Source organism: Pedobacter gandavensis (assembly GCF_032677645.1).
Lineage (GTDB): Bacteria > Bacteroidota > Bacteroidia > Sphingobacteriales > Sphingobacteriaceae > Pedobacter > Pedobacter gandavensis_A.
On the sequence record NZ_JAVTSB010000010.1, the window covers coordinates 97,324 to 115,948 of the forward strand.

The 18,625-nt window shown below is 41.6% G+C and carries 14 protein-coding genes; 5 read left to right on the plus strand and 9 right to left on the minus strand.

What is annotated here, in order from left to right; translation table 11 throughout:
• Positions 1-2 precede the first annotated feature (2 nt).
• A complete protein-coding gene (locus R2Q66_RS17160) occupies positions 3-1,421 on the plus strand; it encodes an efflux transporter outer membrane subunit (RefSeq protein WP_316751242.1) in 1,419 nt (472 codons plus the stop codon).
• Positions 1,422-1,481: 60 nt separating this feature from the next.
• Here R2Q66_RS17160 and R2Q66_RS17165 read toward each other — a convergent pair whose 3' ends face one another.
• Complete coding sequence (locus tag R2Q66_RS17165; protein WP_316751244.1) at positions 1,482-3,839, minus strand: PAS domain S-box protein; 2,358 nt, start codon at positions 3,837-3,839, stop codon at positions 1,482-1,484.
• Between the two features lie 50 nt (positions 3,840-3,889).
• Between R2Q66_RS17165 and R2Q66_RS17170 the strand changes: the two genes are divergently transcribed.
• Positions 3,890-4,762 (plus strand): aldose 1-epimerase family protein, encoded by an 873-nt coding sequence (locus R2Q66_RS17170; protein ID WP_316751246.1) that lies wholly within the window; start codon positions 3,890-3,892, stop codon positions 4,760-4,762.
• Positions 4,763-4,773: 11 nt separating this feature from the next.
• Here R2Q66_RS17170 and R2Q66_RS17175 read toward each other — a convergent pair whose 3' ends face one another.
• From R2Q66_RS17175 to R2Q66_RS17205, 7 genes are all read right to left on the minus strand, one after another.
• Positions 4,774-5,970 (minus strand): GAF domain-containing sensor histidine kinase, encoded by a 1,197-nt coding sequence (locus R2Q66_RS17175; protein WP_316751248.1) that lies wholly within the window; start codon positions 5,968-5,970, stop codon positions 4,774-4,776.
• A 175-nt stretch (positions 5,971-6,145) separates the two neighbouring features.
• On the minus strand, positions 6,146-7,054 hold the full coding sequence (locus R2Q66_RS17180) for an NAD(P)/FAD-dependent oxidoreductase (protein ID WP_316751250.1): 909 nt from the start codon (positions 7,052-7,054) through the stop codon (positions 6,146-6,148).
• Positions 7,055-7,225: 171 nt separating this feature from the next.
• On the minus strand, positions 7,226-8,011 hold the full coding sequence (locus R2Q66_RS17185) for a DUF4249 domain-containing protein (RefSeq protein ID WP_316751252.1): 786 nt from the start codon (positions 8,009-8,011) through the stop codon (positions 7,226-7,228).
• 12 nt (positions 8,012-8,023) lie between these two features.
• A complete protein-coding gene (locus tag R2Q66_RS17190) occupies positions 8,024-10,351 on the minus strand; it encodes a TonB-dependent receptor (protein WP_316751254.1) in 2,328 nt (775 codons plus the stop codon).
• 190 nt (positions 10,352-10,541) lie between these two features.
• Complete coding sequence (bioA, locus tag R2Q66_RS17195; protein WP_316751257.1) at positions 10,542-11,810, minus strand: adenosylmethionine--8-amino-7-oxononanoate transaminase; 1,269 nt, start codon at positions 11,808-11,810, stop codon at positions 10,542-10,544.
• A gap of 2 nt (positions 11,811-11,812) precedes the next feature.
• A complete protein-coding gene (locus R2Q66_RS17200; RefSeq protein ID WP_316751259.1) occupies positions 11,813-12,244 on the minus strand; it encodes an NUDIX domain-containing protein in 432 nt (143 codons plus the stop codon).
• Entirely contained in the window at positions 12,241-13,164 is a 924-nt protein-coding gene (locus R2Q66_RS17205; RefSeq protein ID WP_410479439.1) for a cation diffusion facilitator family transporter, read from the minus strand. The genes R2Q66_RS17200 and R2Q66_RS17205 overlap by 4 nt, the downstream gene beginning before the upstream one ends.
• A 189-nt stretch (positions 13,165-13,353) precedes the next feature.
• On the opposite strand from R2Q66_RS17205, the gene R2Q66_RS17210 reads away from it, so the two are divergent.
• Positions 13,354-14,547: a pyridoxal phosphate-dependent aminotransferase gene (locus R2Q66_RS17210; RefSeq protein ID WP_316751263.1), complete on the plus strand. Its 1,194-nt coding sequence runs from the start codon at positions 13,354-13,356 to the stop codon at positions 14,545-14,547.
• Between the two features lie 511 nt (positions 14,548-15,058).
• Here the strand turns inward: R2Q66_RS17210 and R2Q66_RS17215 are convergent.
• The gene (locus tag R2Q66_RS17215; protein ID WP_316751265.1) at positions 15,059-16,300 is read right to left on the minus strand and encodes an ABC transporter permease; all 1,242 of its coding nucleotides are present in this window, start codon (positions 16,298-16,300) and stop codon (positions 15,059-15,061) included.
• Between the two features lie 453 nt (positions 16,301-16,753).
• Between R2Q66_RS17215 and queA the strand changes: the two genes are divergently transcribed.
• Positions 16,754-17,803, plus strand: a complete 1,050-nt coding sequence (gene queA / locus R2Q66_RS17220; RefSeq protein WP_316751267.1) for a tRNA preQ1(34) S-adenosylmethionine ribosyltransferase-isomerase QueA — start codon at positions 16,754-16,756, stop codon at positions 17,801-17,803.
• Positions 17,804-17,917: 114 nt separating this feature from the next.
• Positions 17,918-18,592 carry a 2-C-methyl-D-erythritol 4-phosphate cytidylyltransferase gene (locus R2Q66_RS17225; protein WP_316751268.1) on the plus strand — a complete coding sequence of 225 codons (675 nt, stop codon included), beginning with the start codon at positions 17,918-17,920 and terminating at the stop codon, positions 18,590-18,592.
• Positions 18,593-18,625: the final 33 nt, after the last annotated feature.

Sequence of the window (18,625 nt, forward strand, 5' to 3'; positions counted from 1 at the left end):
TCATGAATCACAGTAATAAATTATATGCCATCACAGCCCTTGCCATCCTGTCCGCAGGATGCAAGGTTGGCAAAGAGTATGTGCGTCCGGCAACAGATCTGCCGGCACAATACCGTGCTGCGCAGACCTCCACTGATTCGCTCAGTGTAGCTGCTTTAAGTACCAAAGCATTCTTTAATGATCCGGAATTACAACAACTGATCGACAGTGCCAATATCAAAAACTTTGACTTACTGATTGCCTTGAAAAACATCGATGAAGCCAATCAGAGTTTAAAGGAAGCGAAGGTCAACTTCTTACCGGAACTGGGTGCAAATATCCAGGCCAATACCAGCAGGCCTTCAAAAAACAGTCTGAATGGCTTAAGTATGGGACAGTTTCTAGGTACCACTACGGTTCAGGATTATAATGCCGCCCTGAATTTATCCTGGGAAGTTGGCTTGTGGGGTAAATTAAGAGGGATGAAAGCACAGGCGCTTTCTAAATACCTGCAAACACAGGAAGCCTCAAAACTGGTCCGCAGCAAATTGGTTTCCAGTGTAGCTACGGGTTATTACAACCTGTTGATGTTGGATGAGCAATTGCGCATCGCTAACAGAACAGTCGCTTTAAATGACAGTACCTTAAGGATGACTAAATTGCAATGGGATGCTGGTTTAACCACCATTTTGGCCATTCAACAGGCAGAAGCACAGAAACTAAGCTCAGAACAACTGGTTCCTGCCCTGCTGCAAAACATCAGCATTCAGGAAAATGCGTTAAGTATGCTGACAGGTACCCTTCCTGCCTCGGTTTACCGCTTAAAGAAACTGAATGAAATCAGTCCGGCAGTTCAAATTCCTGCTGGTTATCCAGTCGCCTTATTAAACAACCGTGCGGATGTTAAGGCTAGTGAATACAGCTTATGTGCTGCCAACGACGCTGTTGGCATTGCTCAGGCAAGTATGTACCCTACCTTAAACATTACCGCTCAGGGTGGTTTAAATTCCTTTAAAGCCAGCAACTGGTTTAACATTCCAGGTTCTCTTTTTGGAGTGGTAGCCGGATCTGTAGCTCAACCAATTTTTCAACGCAGACTGTTGAAAACCAGGTTTGAGATCGCGAAAATAGAAAGAGAGAAATCGGTGCTGGCATTCAGACAAACCGTTCTTGTAGCGGTAACCGAAGTGGCTGATGCCTTAACTACCGCTGCCCGCTTAAAAGAGCAGCTGGTACTGGCAGAAGCCCGTGTAAACACCTTACGCTCGGCGATTAAGAATGCAGATATGTTGTACAAAAGCGGCATGGCCACCTATCTGGAAGTGATTCTTGCACAAGGCAGCTTGCTGCAAAGCGAACTGGAACTGAGCGATTTAAAACGCCAGCGACTAGCTGCTGATGTAATTCTTTATACCGCCTTAGGTGGTGGTAATTACCAATAATATCCCCCAAAAACTAAATAACAAACCTACTGCGGTGCTTTTAAAAAGGCATCGCAGTTTTTATTTAAAGAATATCGTAAAAGTAGTTCCCGTACCAAATTCACTTTCTACCGTCACCTTTCCACCCATCGCGTCGATCTGATTCTTCGAAATAAATAGCCCAACCCCTCTGGAATCGGCATTACCATTGAAAGTTTTATACATCCCAAACAACTCCGCGCCATGCTTCTCCAGGTCCATTCCGATCCCGTTATCCTTGATCTTTAAAACCAGCTGGCTTTCCATGGCGCAACTCAGTTCAATTATAGGGCTCCGTTCCGGGTGACTATACCTGATCGCATTAAAGATAAAATTCAGCAGGATACTTTCCAGATACGCCGGATTATAGTTGACCAGCACTTCTTCCGACACCCTATTGATGATGCGGGCCTTTTTCAACACAATCTGATCTTGTAATACATCCAATGTCCTGTTGATATATTCGCGCAGCTCCAATGGCTCCACAATTACATTGATATTGGTTTGAATATTCACCACCTTATTTAGGTTCAACAATGTTTCATTCAAGGAATTTGATACGGTCTTCAATAAAGCTACCATCTCATTCCGCTCCTCATTGGAGCTTGCAGATTCGATCAAAGCAGCGATAGACTGGATGTTACTCGTATGCGAACGCAGGTTATGAGAAACGATGTAAGAGAAATTCAGCAACCGCTTATTCTGTTCATTGACCAGGTCAAAAGAGTGATTCAAATCTTTCTCCGCCTGTTTATTCCTGCTGATATCAATCATGATTCCCCTGAGCATCACCACCTTCCCCTGCGAGATCACCACATTCACAATATCTCTTAACCAGACAATACGACCATCTTTAGCAATCATGCGGTACTCAAAATCATGCTGTTCCAGTTTATCGGCAAAAGAATAACAATAATGAAGGCGGTATTCCCGGTCTTCCGGATGAATATGATCCAGCCAGAATGTTGGAGAAGCCAGCCATTCCTCGCTACTATATCCAAGAATATCTTTTGATTTTTCACTCACAAAAGCAAATTCAAAAGTAAAAGGATTGGCTTCCCATACGATTCCGTCAATGGTATTGATCAATGATTCAATCCGCTGTCTATATTCTACCGCGATGCGTTCTGCCTCAATTTTTTCCGTTACATCTTCTACAATCGCAATGTGACTGGTTGGCTTAGTGCCCGGATGCCACAGTGGGGTGATCACCAGGTTTGCCCAAACCACTGTTCCGTCCTGATGTAAATACCTTTTCAGTAATTCAAATTCGGAGATCTCCCCGTTCTCCATACGCTCGAAATAATTGAGGCCATTGTCCAGATCGTCAGGATGACTCAGCATTTGAAAGCGCTTACTTTCCAGCTCTTCGGCAGAATAACCGAGGATTTTACAGAGACGGGAGTTCACATGAAGTAAATCGCCGGTATTGGAATCTACTTCCATAATTCCGATTGCTGCCTGGTCGAATATCGTTTTAAACTTCAGTTCATTTTCCAGTAATCTACTGGCCTGAACATGCACCAGTTGTTCCAGTTCTGCCGGTCTTTTGAACACCAGGGAGACTAAAAACCCGCTTAAACCGGCAAGAAAAATAGCAAAGATGGTAGGCAATATGATTTTTATATAGGGCTTATAGCTTGGAATGCTCATCATGTACAATTTCCAGTTGCCATCAGAAAAGGTGACGCTTTCCTTAACCGCATCGGGAGTAGTCTGTATTTTTGGCATAAAAAACTCCTCCATACCCGTTGCAGGGTTAATTTTGGACAATTGAAAAGCATAACGCCCCTTGGCAACTTCCCTAACTCCTGCTTCTTTTAAAAAGATATCCAGCTTGATCACTACCGCAGAAAACCCCCAGAACTTATTGTCGAAAAACAAAGGCATCCGGCCAACAATACCCACTCCACCCTGCTTGAGCTTCATTGGCCCGGCAAAATACATCTTCCGGTGTTCCACTGCTTTTTTCGCTTCCAGACTAATCTCTTTCGACAGCTTAAAAACATTGATATTTAAAGCGGCCTCATTGCCTTTTAAGGGATAGATGTATTTAATCACCCCATCTGGCACCAGCTCTACCGCCTGGAGATTGGGATTAGATTGGATCAGTTGTTCGGCAACCAGCTCGAAATCTCTGGGCTTCCCATCACCGCTAATCGTTAAGCCTAAGGTTAAAGCAGCGGTGTAACTGTTTTTGAGGGATTGGTCTACATTGTAACGTACCACATTTAAAACCCGGTTCATCTCCAGTCGCTGGTCGTCCTTAACCATCTGGTAGCGCTGATTTGCAATGTAAAGAATCAGCGTGATGAGCAGCAGAGAAATAACCGCTCCGGTTACTTTGGGCCTTTTAAATAAAATATTGGTACTGGAAGATAATTTTTTCTCTAAGTTCATTTTGTTGCCAGACAGAGCCTAAATGTAATATTTAATTTTTACTTTTATCTATGATCATTACTTTGGAAAATGCAGAAATTTCTGTCTCCTTTTCTACTAAAGGGGCAGAATTACAAAGCCTGGAAAGTAAACAAACAGGTTTATCCTACCTTTGGAATGGAAATCCCCAATTCTGGGGAAAGCGTAGCCCGGTTTTATTCCCTATTGTAGGGGGCTTAAAGGACGATACTTACTATTTTGAGGGCCAGTCTTACCACTTACCCAGACATGGTTTTGCGAGGGACAGGGAATTTGAGGCCATTAAAATCAGTGAAGAAGAGGTCTTGTTTCTACTGAAAGAAGATGAGGAAAGTTTAAAAGTTTATCCTTTTAAGTTCCAGCTAGGCCTACATTACCGGCTAACCGGCAACACGCTTTGTTGTGGTTATGAGGTTTTAAACACCGGCGACAATGACTTATGGTTTTCTGTAGGTGGCCATCCGGCCTTTAGTCTACCGCTTAAACCCACCTTAAGTTACCAGGATTATTACCTGCAGTTTAACAAGGATTCAGAGTTGAAGGTTCATGAGGTCTTTGATAACCTGATCACTGACACCACCGAAACTATTCGTTTAACAGCCGCGGGAAAGCTGGCCTTAACTCATGAGTTATTTTACAAGGATGCCCTGGTATTTAAAAATCTGAAAAGCAATAAAATTCGTTTAAAGAGCGACAAAAGTCCTCATGGTCTGGACTTTCATTTCGAAGCTTTTCCATACTTCGGTATCTGGGCTGCCAAAGACGCTGATTTTGTTTGTCTGGAACCCTGGTGTGGCATCGCCGATCCCGTTCATCATGATCAGCAGCTGATCCATAAAGAAGGTATGGTTAACCTGGAGCCTGGAAAAGACTGGCTCAGACATTGGGAAGTCACCTGTTTTTAACCTCAGGTGATTTAGCCATTCCTGCCGGGTAATTCCACAATGAATTTACAACCTTTATCTTTTCCTTCGCTTTCCGCATGAATGCTCCCGTCATGTGCTTCCACCAATACTTTCACAATGGATAGCCCAAGACCAGTAGAAATCTCTCCTGCCGTTGGTTGTGCGCTTAAGCGGGTAAAACGCTGGTACAATTTCCCTTTATCTTCTTGTGTAAGGCCTAATCCCTCATCCTCCACCTCAATCAGCACTTTACCTGCAAGTTCTCTTACCCGAATATAGATAGGTTTACCTTGCGCTGAATATTTGATCGCATTGTTGATCAGATTGTCAATAATTTCCGTCAGCTTCCCTTCATCTGCATTTACATACAGGTCTTTTTCATAACTAAAATGAAGGGTCTGGTTCTTTCTTTCCGCCAGAGGCTGATTCATGGAGACCACATTACTCACTAAAAAGGAAACATTAACTTTGATGAGCATCAAATGTATTTTGCCCGCTTCCATACTTCCTACCTGCAATAGTTCATCGATAATTCGCACCATATTGAGGCTGGCGATTTTAATCTGATCACAAAGTGTATCCACCATTTCGTGGTTATCTTTCTTCATTTTAATCAGATCTGCACGGACAGGAATGGTTGTTAAAGGGTTCTTTAGATCATGGGCAGTGGTATTAAGAATTTGATTGTGTTGCGCGATGCTCGTTCTGGAGGCTAACCTCAACTCGATCTGATCCATCACAATATCTCTCAAATCCCGAAGGATCAGCTCCTCTTCTTCAGTTAATATCCTTGGCGATTTATCGATAACACAAAAAGTCCCCAGGTTAAAACCATCTCTGGTACGCAAGGGTACTGCAGCATAAAACCGCAATCCGAATTCACCGGCTACCAGTGGATTTGCCAAAGTTCTTGGATCTAAGGATGCATCTTCCACCAGGTAAAGGTCATCAGAAAAAATCACGGAAGCACAAAGACCTTCATCTCTGTCAATTTGCTGTGCATCCAATCCGTATTTCGATTTAAACCAGATACGATCCGTGTCTACCAGACTCACAATTGCGATAGGTACTTTCAACAGCGTTGCCGCCAGCTTGGTGAGCTTATCAAATGAACCATCAGGAGGCGTATCCAGAATACTATACCTTTTTAGGGCTTGTATGCGTTCTTCCTCTAATGTTGTAGTATCCAGATCTATATGAGTCGCCATTGAAATTTACCTTAAGAAACCTAAAGTTAGTAATGTTTCCAGCAGAAAACAAATTACGACGATTTATATAGCTTCAATATGACTTAAGATAAAGATTTACGCAGGGAAAAAGCTATTTCAAAAAATCATTTCTTTAGCTATATATATTTCCTTGTGAAGAAAAAAAAAGCTGATTTTACCAGCTTTCAAGGGTCAATGCCGAGTTGATTGCAACCCCTGATAAAGTGCCCGATGCCACTGCCATGGAAACTGTCCGCGCCATAGTGGTATTGTCGCCGGCAGCATAAACACCGGGAATGCTAGTCTGTTTTTTATCATCCAGCACCAAATAACCTTGCTCGTTAATTGTACAGCCCAGACTTTCGGGAAGATCCGAATGTTGAGCAAAACTGACCCTGCTATACATCGCTTTAAAGAAATGAGCTTGTCCATCTGCCAATAACAAGCTTTTCAGCTGCCCATCCTCCTGCTGGATTTCTTGAACAGGCGTATCAATCACCGGAATACCATGAAGATGCAATTGTTGCTGCTGTTCTTCGCTCAGTTGAACCTGCCCATTTGTGTACAATACCAGGTCTTTTGTCCACTGACTTAGCACCTGTGCCATGTGAAATGCGGTTTCACCATTGGCGAGCAAGGCTGTCTTTTGTTGGGCAATTTCATAGCCATGGCAATAGGGACAATGAATCACAGAGATACCCCAGCATTCCGAAAAGCCCTTTATTGCGGGCATCAGGTCTTTTACACCGGTTGCAAACAATAGCTTTAAAGCTTTAAAAGACCGACCTGAAGCCGTTTTCAATTCAAAACCATCAGCAATTCGCCTGGCGGAAATTACCAGATCATTTAAATGACTCAGTGTTGGATATTTTAAAACCTCCGATAAAGCGATAGCCGCAATTGTTGCAGGTTCCTGCCCGTCCTGTGTGAGAAAATTATGAGAATGTGGCGTTTGTGTATTGCAGGGCTTCCCGCTATCTATAACCAGCACTTTTCTTCCTGCCCTGCCTAAAGCCATCGCTGCAGAAAGGCCGGCGTAACTTCCACCAATAATAATTACTTCTTGTGTTGATTCCTTTTCCATCTTTATTTTGTTTTAAGGTTTAAACGGAACAAATGGCTGATCAGTTCTTTTCATAAATAATAGCCAGCTGTTAACCAGTGAAAAACAAAGTTAGAAAGGCACGCCAGTAATGCAACACAATTGCAGTAATACAACATAAAGATGACACAATGTTGCTTTACTAGCCTATTCTTATTTAATAAGCGCGGTTCTGATACTGGAAGTATGTGCATTGAATACGCCCAATGCGCCATTACTAAAGTTAGAAGGAGGATTTGCAGGCGCTACCGGTGGACCACCAGCCCCGGAATTCTGGCCCATACTAAAAAAATAACGGTATACATTTCGGTCCACACATTGAATTTCTACCTGAATAGAATCACCTTTAACCAGGTCATTCAGCTCATAAAAGATCACATTGGTTACTTTATTACCATCATCAAAACGGTCTTCGGAAACGACATCTTTCTCTACCACACCTTTAAATTTCAGGATATAACGGTACTGATTGGCTACTCCGGCAGGATCTCTATAATTTACGGCTACATAATTCTTAGTTTCTCCAAAAAGGTTATAGCTTTTAAAAGTAAGCGAATCCATAGGAACCCTGGCTGGCATAACCGAGCTGGCTTGGTAAGTCTGGCCTTCCAGCGTCACTGAAATATCGTATTTAGAACCGGATTTACCTTTGAATTTCACGCTCTCATAAATCCCAGGAGACACTTCTTTAAAAACGATGGAACCTGAGCCATCTACGCCAAGTACCACTTTCGCCCCTGTTGCCCCATTAAATTTATTGGGTTCGGTGAAGCTGTAGGTTTTAGAAATTTTAATCCGCTGAACCTCATTCTGATCGCTAACGCCACCATCAATTACCACAACTGGTGTAGCTTCATCCAGTTTTAACTCGATCACTTTCTCACAGGCGGTAAAAAGAAGGATCATGATCAATCCGATATATAGTTTCATTTTCTTCATGAGTACTGTCGTTTAAAATTTGAAGTTCCAGGTTACCGAAGGGATGATTCCGAACAAAGTGGTTCTAACCACCTCTGTCCGCGTAGGATCATCAGGATTGTCTTTAAAATCAATTGAAAAAGCATTCTGTCTGTTGTACACATTGTAGATTCCAAAAGACCAGCTGGATTGCAGTTTCTTTCCTGGCTTTCCTTCCAGCGTAGCTGCCACATCTAAACGGTGATACGCTGGCGTCCGGTAACCATTCTTTTCTTTGTAATAAAAAGCGGTATTCCCATTAATTTCATATTTACCACTCGGATAAGTGACTGCATTCCCCGTATTGTAGACAAAAACAGAAGAGAAAGTCCAGCGTGGACTCGCTTTATAAATCCCGACCAGGGAGATGTCATGAGTCCGGTCTTGTTTCGCATAAAACCATTTCCCTTCATTGATGGCCTCAAATTTACGCTCTGTTTTGGATAAAGTATAGCCAATCCAGCCATTGAACCTGCCAAATCTTTTCTTCAAAAACAATTCAATCCCGTAGGCACGCCCATCGCCAAACAACAAATCTGCTTCCACATTTCCATTCCCTCTTAAATCTGTTCCACTGCGGTATTCGATTTGATTTTGCATCCATTTGTAGTAAACTTCTGCGGAGAATTCATATTTATCATCATTAAAGTTCTTAAAAAAGCCAGTTGCAACCTGATCTGCAATTTCCGGTTTTACGTTATTGCTGTTCATAATGTATAAATCCGTTGGCGAAGTTGAAGTAGAATTAGACATCAGATGAATATTCTGAACATTCCTGGTATAAGCTCCTTTTATCGCAGCGGAAGGGTTTAACTGATAACTGGCAGATATCCTGGGCTCCAGATTGAAATAGGTCTTAACGAGTTGCCCTGCACTGTAATATTTACTGGAAATGGTATTCCCATCTGCATCATAGCTTTTGAAATTACCGGGGCCTACTAAAGAAAAACTACTCAGCCTCAAACCATAAACCAGGTTAAAGCGCTCATTTACGGCCCACTCGTCGGACACATACATGGCGGATTCTAAACCTTTCCGGTCCTCAAAAGTAGTTGGATTGACACTGGAATTTTCTTCGGCACTTAGATTACCAGGTGCAATTGTATGGTGAATCACATTGAGCCCAAATTTAAGATTATGGTTATTACTCAACCTGTAATCAAAATCCTGCTTCAGGTTGAAATCTTTGATAGAAGAATTCACTTTAAAGCTATTGTCTTTCATCATATTCTGGATCACGTAATTATAATTACTGTAGATCAGGGAAGTATTAGAAAACAGCTTATTACTATACAAATGGTTCCAGCGTAGGGTAACGGTTGCATTGCCCCAGTTAAAGCCAAAGGCATCGGCAATACCGAGCTTATCCCGCCCAAAATAACCGGATAAATAGATCGTGTTCTTATCATCCAGCTGATAATTGGCCTTGGCATTTAAATCGTAGAAGAACAAGGTATTGCCGCTGATCGAACTATCAGGAGAAAGCTTAAAGAAAAGATCCATATAGGTTCTTCTGGCACTCAACATAAAAGAGCCTTTATCTTTTACAATGGGACCTTCTACTTTGAGTCTGGAAGAGATGAGGCCAATGCCGCCTTCAGCAGTGAACTCTTTGCGGTTCCCATCGTTCATTTTTATATCAAGAACCGAGGCTAAACGACCGCCATACTGTGCTGGCATCCCCCCTTTATACACGCTCACATCTTTGATAGCGTCGGAATTAAAGGTGGAGAAAAAGCCGAGTAAATGGGAAGCATTATATACCGGAGCTTCATCCAGGAGGATCAGGTTTTGATCCGTTGCCCCGCCACGCACATAAAAACCACTATTTCCTTCTCCTGCGGATTTAATTCCCGGCAGCAGTTGCAAAGTTTTCAGTACATCACGTTCTCCGAGCAACACCGGAACATCATTAATTTCCCGGACACTCAGCTTTTGCAGTCCCATTTGCGGACTACTCACATTTTCGTTCTTTTTATTCGCCGAAATGACAACTTCATCCAATTGATTGTCCTCCTCCAATGCAAAATTGAGGCGCAAATCCTTTGAGATTTCTACTTGTTTGATGGTAGTTTTATACCCGATAAAACTAACGGCGACCTCATATTTCCCTTCGGAAACAATGATGGAATAAAAACCGTAAGCATTGGTCAGGCTTGCAGCATTACTGCTCCCTTTTACGCTAACGCTGGCTCCAATCAGCGTTTCCCCGGTTTTTGCATCAGTGACACTCCCACTTAGCGTTCTTTTGGTTTGGGCACTGGAATACTGAAAAAATATACACAGCAATAACAATAGTACTAATCGAATGGTATTAGGCATAAAACAAATCAGCTATAATCTTCCGTTAACCTTGCCTTAAATACGGACATGGATGGATAAATATACTGAATGCTACGTGTTTTTCGCAGAAATATTGAGCGCAAAGCTGGAGTTGCCCTGCAATTACCCAAAACCGGGTGTATCAATTGCGTCCCTACCTTAACCGGTCAGGAACGCAATTTTCAGGAACTTATATGTCGTTTAAAGCCTGTATGATGGTTTCATAAATATGATCCAGGTCTTCATCGCTGATAATATAGGGAGGTAAAATGTAAATAGTATTCCCCAAAGGTCTTAAAATAATTCCTCTATCCAGGAAATATAAATACAATTGGTTCCTAAGTCCACTCAAATAAGAAGTATCGTTGCCGGTTTCCCATTCCATCACTAGAATAGTTCCTTTCTGACGTACATCTTTCAGCTTCGGATGGTCTTTAATCTGCGCGGCAAAGGCTTCATGTTTTGCTTTTACCCTTTTGATATTTGGCAAAGTTTCCGGACTCAACAGGATGTCCATACTGGCCAATGAAGCTGCGCAAGCTACCGGGTTGGCGGTAAACGAATGCCCATGATACAATGTTTTCAGTTTATCTTCACTCAAAAACGCTTCAAAAACCCGTTCATTGCAAGTGGTAACGCCCAAAGGCATTGTACCACCTGTTAATCCTTTAGAAAGACAGAAAATATCTGGTTTTGCCGTTAAAGCTTCACAGGCAAATAAAGTACCTGTACGACCGAAACCGGTCATTACCTCATCAGCAATCGTTAAAATCCCGTGTTTCTGACAAGTTTGAATCAGTTGATCCAGGTGTTCTGCTTCGTACATCAACATCCCTCCGGCACCAAGCACCGTTGGTTCAAAGATGAAACAAGCCACTTCATTGCTCAGGTAATTGATTTTAGATATGATCTGCCCGATATTATCGGCAGTAGGAAGGTCGATAAACTCCACATCAAACAACATCGAGCTGAAAGGTCCGGTAAAAATACTACGGCCACTCACAGACATCGCCCCAAAAGTATCCCCATGATAGGCATCTTTAAAAGCGATAATTTTAGTACGGTCTTTACTTCCGGTATTAGACCAGAATTGCAGGCACATTTTAAGGGCAACTTCGACAGCTGTAGAGCCATTATCGGTATAGAAAACTTTCTCCTGTCCGGCAGGAAGGATTTCCAGTAACCTTTCGGCCAATAACACTGCCGGTTCATGCGTAAAGCCTGCGAAAATCACATGCTCCAATACATTCAATTGTTCCGCTACTTTTTTTGCAATATGCGGATGCGCATGTCCGTGGATATTTACCCACCAGCTGGAAACGGCATCAATATATTTCTTTCCATTCTCATCAAAAAGATAGACTCCTTCTCCCCTCACAATCGGGATATGCGGCAAGGCATTTTTCATTTGCGTATAAGGGTGCCAGATTACTTTCTGATCTCGTTCTGCTAAAGTCATGCTTAACTGTTTTTAAGTATTTCGACCACTTTCTGGTCTGTCAGGAAGGTTACATCTTCCACTTTAAGGTCTTTCAAATCTACCCATCTAAAGGCTTGCAAACTATCTCCTACAAAATCAAAAGGTATGGTTTTAAAATCCAGTAACAGCGGATGCAACTCTTTTACCATATAATAAATACTTAAAATCTGACTGTCATTAAAGGAAGACTTCTCGTAAAAATCGGTGGTATAAATATGCTCCAATACTTCAATTTCGGCTTCACACTCTTCCATAAATTCTCTTTTGAGTGCGTCAATCAGGCCTTCACCCAGTTCTAATCCACCACCAGGAAATTTACTGAAAATCTTCCCCCCCGACTGCTCATCACTGATCAATATCTGATTGTCAGCATTGATAAGCAGGCCGTATACCCTTACGTTAAAATAACTCATTGATCGAAATGTTTTTGATTTTTTGTTGCATTCTCCACCGTCCATGGAATCTCCTTACGGAATGCTTCCTGTCTCACGTTACAGTTTTTCATCTTGCAATAGTTGCAACATGCCGGCAAACAAGGGTCTGCGTGGATAAAAAGCTCCGTGGTATGTGCTGCATTCACATTGATCATTTTATCAATGGCTGATATTTCATGATGAACCTGATTGAGGTCGTAATAATATGGTAGTGTAATGTGGCAATCGATATGTAAATCTGCGCCATATTGTTGCGCTCTTAAATTATGGACATCAATCCAGGATTCCTGTCTGTTTTCCTGTAAAATACAAACGATTTCTTTGACCAGTTCTACATTACTTTCGTCCATTAATCCGCCAACCGATCTTCTGGTCAGCTTGTATCCATTGTAAACGATATAGCATCCCAGCAAAATAGAAATGACACTATCCAACCAGAATATCTGTGTCAGCTGTATCAGAATGATCCCAACCACCAAACCGGCACTGGTAATCGCATCGGTCATCAGGTGTTTCCCATCGGCTTCCAGCGTAATAGAACGGTGTTTTTTACCGGTATTGATCAGGTAAAGCCCCACAAGAAGGTTCACAATTCCTGTTGCCCCTATAATTACCGCACCTTCATACAGTTGTTTGATTTCGCGGGGGAAGACCAGGTCGTAGCTGGATTTAACGATGATGATTAATCCGGCGATAGCGATCAGGATTCCTTCCACAAAAGCGGAGAAGAATTCGACTTTTCCATGTCCGTAAGGATGGTTTTCATCTTTAGGTAAAGTAGCGAGGTAGATGCTGTAGAAGGCAAAGGAACTGGCCAGAACGTTGACGATGCTTTCTGCGGCATCGGTAAGAATGGCATTGGAATGCGTCATAAAATACGCAGCAAATTTGGCCAGCATCAGGACTACACTGATACATAAAGAAAGGAGTATTGCTTTTTTCTGAGGTAACAATTGGCAGAGTTTAGCTGTCAAAAATACGTTTTAACCAGCAAACTACATTAAAAAGTATTTTTTTTAGTTTATAATTCCGTTAGGTTTATATATTTGCGTTCTCACAAAATTATATTTGCTTGCACACAAAACACTATGACATTTTTATCCAACAGAATCAATAACCTTTCAGAGTCTCAGACCATTAAAATGGCAAAGCTAGGTAGAGAACTATCCTCCAAAGGGATCGATGTAATCAACCTGAGCTTCGGCGAACCGGATTTCTTTACTCCAGAGTTTGTAAAGGATGCAGCGAAGATCGCTGTAGACGAAAACTACTCCTATTACACTCCTGTATCAGGTTATCCTGAATTACGTAAGGCAATTGCTGATAAGTTATTGAGAGAAAATGGACTAAGCTATGGTTTTGACCAGATTGTAGTTTCTACTGGTGCAAAACAATCTTTGGCGAATGCGGTAATGTGTCTTGTAAACCCTGGAGAAGAGGTTATTGTCCCTACTCCTTACTGGGTATCTTACTCAGAAATGATCAAACTTGCGGAAGGCGAGACTGTATTTATCAAAGCTTCCTTAGAAAATAACTTCAAAATTACTGGCGCACAATTAGAGGCGGCGATCACGCCAAAATCTAAATTGTTCATGTTCTCTTCTCCAAACAACCCAACAGGGTCTGTTTATACGAAAGAAGAACTTGCAGACCTGGTTGCTGTATTTGAGAAACATCCAAACATCTATATCATCTCTGATGAGATTTATGAGCACATTAACTTTGTAGGAAAACATGCTTCGATTGCTGAATTTGACTCGATCAAAGACAGAGTGATCTTAATCAATGGTTTCTCAAAATCTTATGCCATGACTGGATGGCGCGTAGGCTATATGGCTGCAAACAAAGAAATTTCTAATGCCTGTGATAAAATGCAGGGTCAAGTTACGTCAGGAACTTCTTCTATTGCACAACGTGCTGCTTTACATGCTTACCAAGGTGGTTTAGATACAGTTAACGAGATGGTTGATGAATTCAAAAGCCGTAGAGACATCGTTTATTCTTTACTAAAAGAAATTCCAAACATCAAAGTAAACCTTCCTGATGGCGCTTTCTACTTCTTTCCTGAAGTTAAAGGTTATTTCGGTACAAGTGTTGGCGATTACAAAATCACTAATGCAGAAGACCTTTGTCTATACCTGTTAAACGAAGCTCATGTTTCTACAGTTACTGGTGAAGCTTTCGGTAACGAAGATTGTATCAGAATTTCTTACGCTGCTGCGGAAGATAAATTAAGAGATGCTGTATTGAGAATCAAAACCGCTTTAGCAAAATTAAGCTAAGGAGTTCTAAATAAGAAAAGCCGGTTTCTGCGTAGGAGACCGGTTTTTTTATGCGCTATAAAATCTATTGGCTGCTTGTTAATTGTATCTGCTAAGCTGTGCTTGTTAGGTTTTACTTAAGTAAACTAAAAATACCCATCCGCTTTTCATCCCCGAATCTTTGCTGAAGGGCAAACATTCGAATGTCTTCAAAGCTAGATGTCCATTTTATAGCCTGAAACTTATCCTAAAAGATTGAAAGTTTAACTGGCCGGGTGTTAACCTTATGCACCCTATTCTCATGCATGATACTCACATCAAATCTATTGCAATTTGTATCATACCGTCCCTTTGCATCATGCTATTTAAATTTGCATCGTGCTATTTAAAAGAGCGAGTAAGTATTCCGCAGTAACATGGCGGCAATGCAGTAGTGATCTCAGAAAAGGCCTAGAAAGTTTTCCGCCCTTCAGCGGAAAAGGTTTCAGCCTTTGAGGAGTATCCTACTGCATTGCAGCGCGCACCAGGCCTATTACGAGCGAATTGCTTCGACAGGATCCAATCTCGACGCCGAATACGCCGGCCAAAACCCTGATATCACACCTATCACTAACGATATCGTAAATCCTAAAACAACATTCTTCATGAACAGCGTCATTTCGAAACCGCCGGCTGTTGCCCCTATGGTCAGCAGGTAGACCAGTAAAAGTCCAAAAGCTCCTCCTAACAAACACAAAGCAATCGCTTCGAACAGGAACTGCAAAAGAATAAAATAATTCTTTGCGCCCAGCGACTTCTGAATCCCGATAATATTAGTTCTTTCCTTTACGGAAACGAACATGATATTGGCAATTCCGAAACCACCTACAAGTATCGAGAAGCCACCGATCACCCAACCTGCGAGATCTACCACACCGAACATCTGGTCCAGCTGATTGGAAGCGATGGTACTTTTATTCAGTGCAAAATCATCTTCAGCGCCTGGCTTAGTCCTTCTTATGGCTCTTAATGCGCCTCTAATCTCACTTTCTACCTCATCCAGGGCTACATAATCTTTTCCTCTTACGGTGATGGTAGGATCATACCTGTCACTTTCGACATCCATAATCCCTTTGGCAAAATTAAGAGGCATGAGGATATTTTTATCTTGCGACATCCCCATCATATCTTCCCCTTCTTTTTTGAACACGCCAACTACGGTTAATCTTCTTCCCATTACAGAAATCGACTTACCTACTGCCTGTTCGCCATTAAACAAACCATCGGCAATATCGGCACCAATAATCACGACAGGGGCTCCGGATTTCCCTTCACTTTCTGTAAAATACCTACCCTCCTGAAAGTCGAGGTTCCAGGTTTTATTAAAATCCTGCGAGGCAGCCCTGATGGCACCACCTTCTACGGAGTTACTTCTATATTTTATGGTTCTACCATTGGCAGAAATCTCGTAGGAAACACCTTCTACATATTCCAGACGATCTTTTAAGCCTTCATAATCTCTCAGTGAAGGCTCAGGTCTGTTTACATATTTCCACCATGGATAATCACCGAAACCACCCCATGGCCATTTCTGAACGAATACGGTGCTGGAACCCAGCTTATCAATACTGGATTGTAATTTACCTCTCAGGGTATCCACAGCGGAGAAAACGAAGATGATGGTGAAGATACCGATGGTGATTCCCAATAAGGAAAGCATGGTACGCGTTTTATTTTGGCGTAGGGCATCTAGTGCAAATCGAAAACTTTCGCCTATTAGTCTGAGAATAATCATAATTAGGGTTTAGACCAAAACTACCTAAAAAGGTTACAGGGAAATCTTATATAATATAAAAAATACATAACTGCACCAAAATTCAAGCGAATCAGTTAAAAACCAAGTCCTAGTAATCAGATTTAGGCGATGCTATTGAAAAACAAATCGACAATAATCCAAAATAAATAATACTTCTAAAAAATAACAAACAATTAGATTACCTGTTTGTAATAGAAAAACCAATTGGTTTACCACAAGAATATGCATAACACTAAAAAACATCAATACCAGCTGGAAACATAATTCACACTATAAAATCGGGTTGCAATGCTAAGAAAATACCTGGTATTTCTGAAAAAACAGGCGAAGCCTTGAAGATTTAACAATTCAAGGACAGAGTATGAGGAATATGTATGGAAAAGAAAATTATATTTCGTAAATTTGCGCCCTTAATTATCACATCGAAAAAATATGAAGTTATCTCAATTTAAGTTTAATCTACCTGAATCATTAGTTGCCAATAATCCTTCAGAGCATAGGGACGAAGCCCGTTTAATGGTTTTGCATAAAGATAGTGGCAAAATTGAACATAAAATATTCAAGGATGTTTTAAGTTATTTTGACGACCAGGATGTCATGATTTTAAACAACACCAAAGTTTTTCCTGCGCGTTTATATGGTAACAAAGAAAAGACTGGTGCAACGATTGAAGTATTTTTGCTTCGTGAACTGAACAAAGAATTACGTTTATGGGATGTTTTAGTAGACCCGGCTCGTAAAATTCGTGTTGGAAACAAGCTATACTTCGGTGATGACGACCTGTTAGTTGCAGAAGTAGTAGACAATACCACTTCCCGCGGGCGTACCATCCGTTTCTTATTTGACGGTACTGACGAAGAGTTCAGAAAAAACATTGAAATTCTAGGAGAAACTCCACTTCCAAAATATATCAAGCGTAAAGCTACTGCTCAGGATAAAGAGCGTTACCAAACGATCTTCGCTAAACATGAAGGCGCGGTTGCGGCTCCAACAGCAGGATTACACTTCAGCAGAGAGTTGATGAAACGTCTGGAACTGAAAGGTATTAACTTTGCGGAAGTGACGTTACACGTAGGTTTAGGTACTTTCAGATCAGTCGAAGTAGAAGACTTAACAAAACATAAAATGGATTCTGAGCAATTCATCATTGAGCAAAAAGCTGCGGATACGGTGAACAAAGCGATTGAAGAAAAAAGAAGAATCTGTGCGGTAGGAACCACTTCTATGCGTGCAATTGAATCTGCTGTTTCTTCAGGAAGATTGCTAAAACCAGCAAACGACTGGACCAGCAAGTTCATTTTCCCTCCATATGATTTCAGTATTGCAAATTCCATGATTACCAATTTCCACACCCCTGAATCAACGTTATTGATGATGGTAAGTGCTTTTGGTGGTTACGATTACGTAAGAAATGCTTATGAAGTAGCCTTAAAAGAAAAATACCGTTTCTACAGTTATGGAGACGCAATGTTGATCATCTAAGTAAAAATATAATTCATAAAATAGGAGATTTTGAACCATTCTGGTTTGGATCTCCTATTTTTGTTTAAGAACACCCCAAAAACCAGGCAGTGCAATCTGCCTAAGCGCCCAAACATGAAGTATTACGCAATTATAGTTGCCGGAGGTTCCGGATCCCGGATGCAAAGTGAAATCGCCAAGCAGTTTTTGCTGCTGGATGGCAAACCCATCCTGATGCATACCCTGGAGGCCTTTGCAAATTCTGAATTACAACCTGAATTGATACTGGTTTTAAACATCCACCAGCACCAATACTGGGAAGAACTCTGCAGCAGCCACAGCTTCACCGTAAAGCATTTGGTAGTGAAGGGTGGCGAACAACGCTTTCATTCCGTTAAAAACGGCTTAAAGGCCATTAAAGGCAAAGGAATCGTGGCCATACATGATGCTGTGCGTCCATTAGTCTCCGCAGAGCTCATTTTACGTGCTTTTACTGCTGCCGAAATCAATGGCAATGCCGTTGCCGGAATAAAATCGACGGACTCGGTTAGAAGCATCGATATGGAAGGTAAAACGGAAGCCTTAAACCGTGAGCATCTGTTGATGATTCAAACGCCTCAGACCTTTAGCACAGAAATATTAAGAAAAGCGTACCAGACCCCTTTCCGGAATGAATTTACAGATGATGCTTCGGTAGTGGAGTATGCCGGTTATCAGATTCACATTATTGAAGGGGCTCGTGAGAACATAAAGATCACTTATCCCGAAGATATGGAGATCGCCTTGATCTTAAAAAAGAAAGGCCGCTGATCTTCTCAGCGGCCTCTAACTATATCAAAAGAA

What these genes read in the sequence shown, in the direction of transcription:
- R2Q66_RS17215 (WP_316751265.1), bottom strand. Translation starts at nt 16,300, where the DNA reads ATGATTATTCTCAGACTAATAGGCGAAAGTTTTCGATTTGCACTAGAT.
- R2Q66_RS17190 (WP_316751254.1), bottom strand. Translation starts at nt 10,351, where the DNA reads ATGCCTAATACCATTCGATTAGTACTATTGTTATTGCTGTGTATATTT.
- R2Q66_RS17180 (WP_316751250.1), bottom strand. Translation starts at nt 7,054, where the DNA reads ATGGAAAAGGAATCAACACAAGAAGTAATTATTATTGGTGGAAGTTAC.
- bioA (WP_316751257.1), bottom strand. Translation starts at nt 11,810, where the DNA reads ATGACTTTAGCAGAACGAGATCAGAAAGTAATCTGGCACCCTTATACG.
- R2Q66_RS17225 (WP_316751268.1), top strand. Translation starts at nt 17,918, where the DNA reads ATGAAGTATTACGCAATTATAGTTGCCGGAGGTTCCGGATCCCGGATG.
- R2Q66_RS17210 (WP_316751263.1), top strand. Translation starts at nt 13,354, where the DNA reads ATGACATTTTTATCCAACAGAATCAATAACCTTTCAGAGTCTCAGACC.
- R2Q66_RS17205 (WP_410479439.1), bottom strand. Translation starts at nt 13,164, where the DNA reads ATGCTGGCCAAATTTGCTGCGTATTTTATGACGCATTCCAATGCCATT.
- R2Q66_RS17185 (WP_316751252.1), bottom strand. Translation starts at nt 8,011, where the DNA reads ATGAAGAAAATGAAACTATATATCGGATTGATCATGATCCTTCTTTTT.
- R2Q66_RS17160 (WP_316751242.1), top strand. Translation starts at nt 3, where the DNA reads ATGAATCACAGTAATAAATTATATGCCATCACAGCCCTTGCCATCCTG.
- R2Q66_RS17175 (WP_316751248.1), bottom strand. Translation starts at nt 5,970, where the DNA reads ATGGCGACTCATATAGATCTGGATACTACAACATTAGAGGAAGAACGC.
- R2Q66_RS17165 (WP_316751244.1), bottom strand. Translation starts at nt 3,839, where the DNA reads ATGAACTTAGAGAAAAAATTATCTTCCAGTACCAATATTTTATTTAAA.
- R2Q66_RS17200 (WP_316751259.1), bottom strand. Translation starts at nt 12,244, where the DNA reads ATGAGTTATTTTAACGTAAGGGTATACGGCCTGCTTATCAATGCTGAC.
- R2Q66_RS17170 (WP_316751246.1), top strand. Translation starts at nt 3,890, where the DNA reads ATGATCATTACTTTGGAAAATGCAGAAATTTCTGTCTCCTTTTCTACT.
- queA (WP_316751267.1), top strand. Translation starts at nt 16,754, where the DNA reads ATGAAGTTATCTCAATTTAAGTTTAATCTACCTGAATCATTAGTTGCC.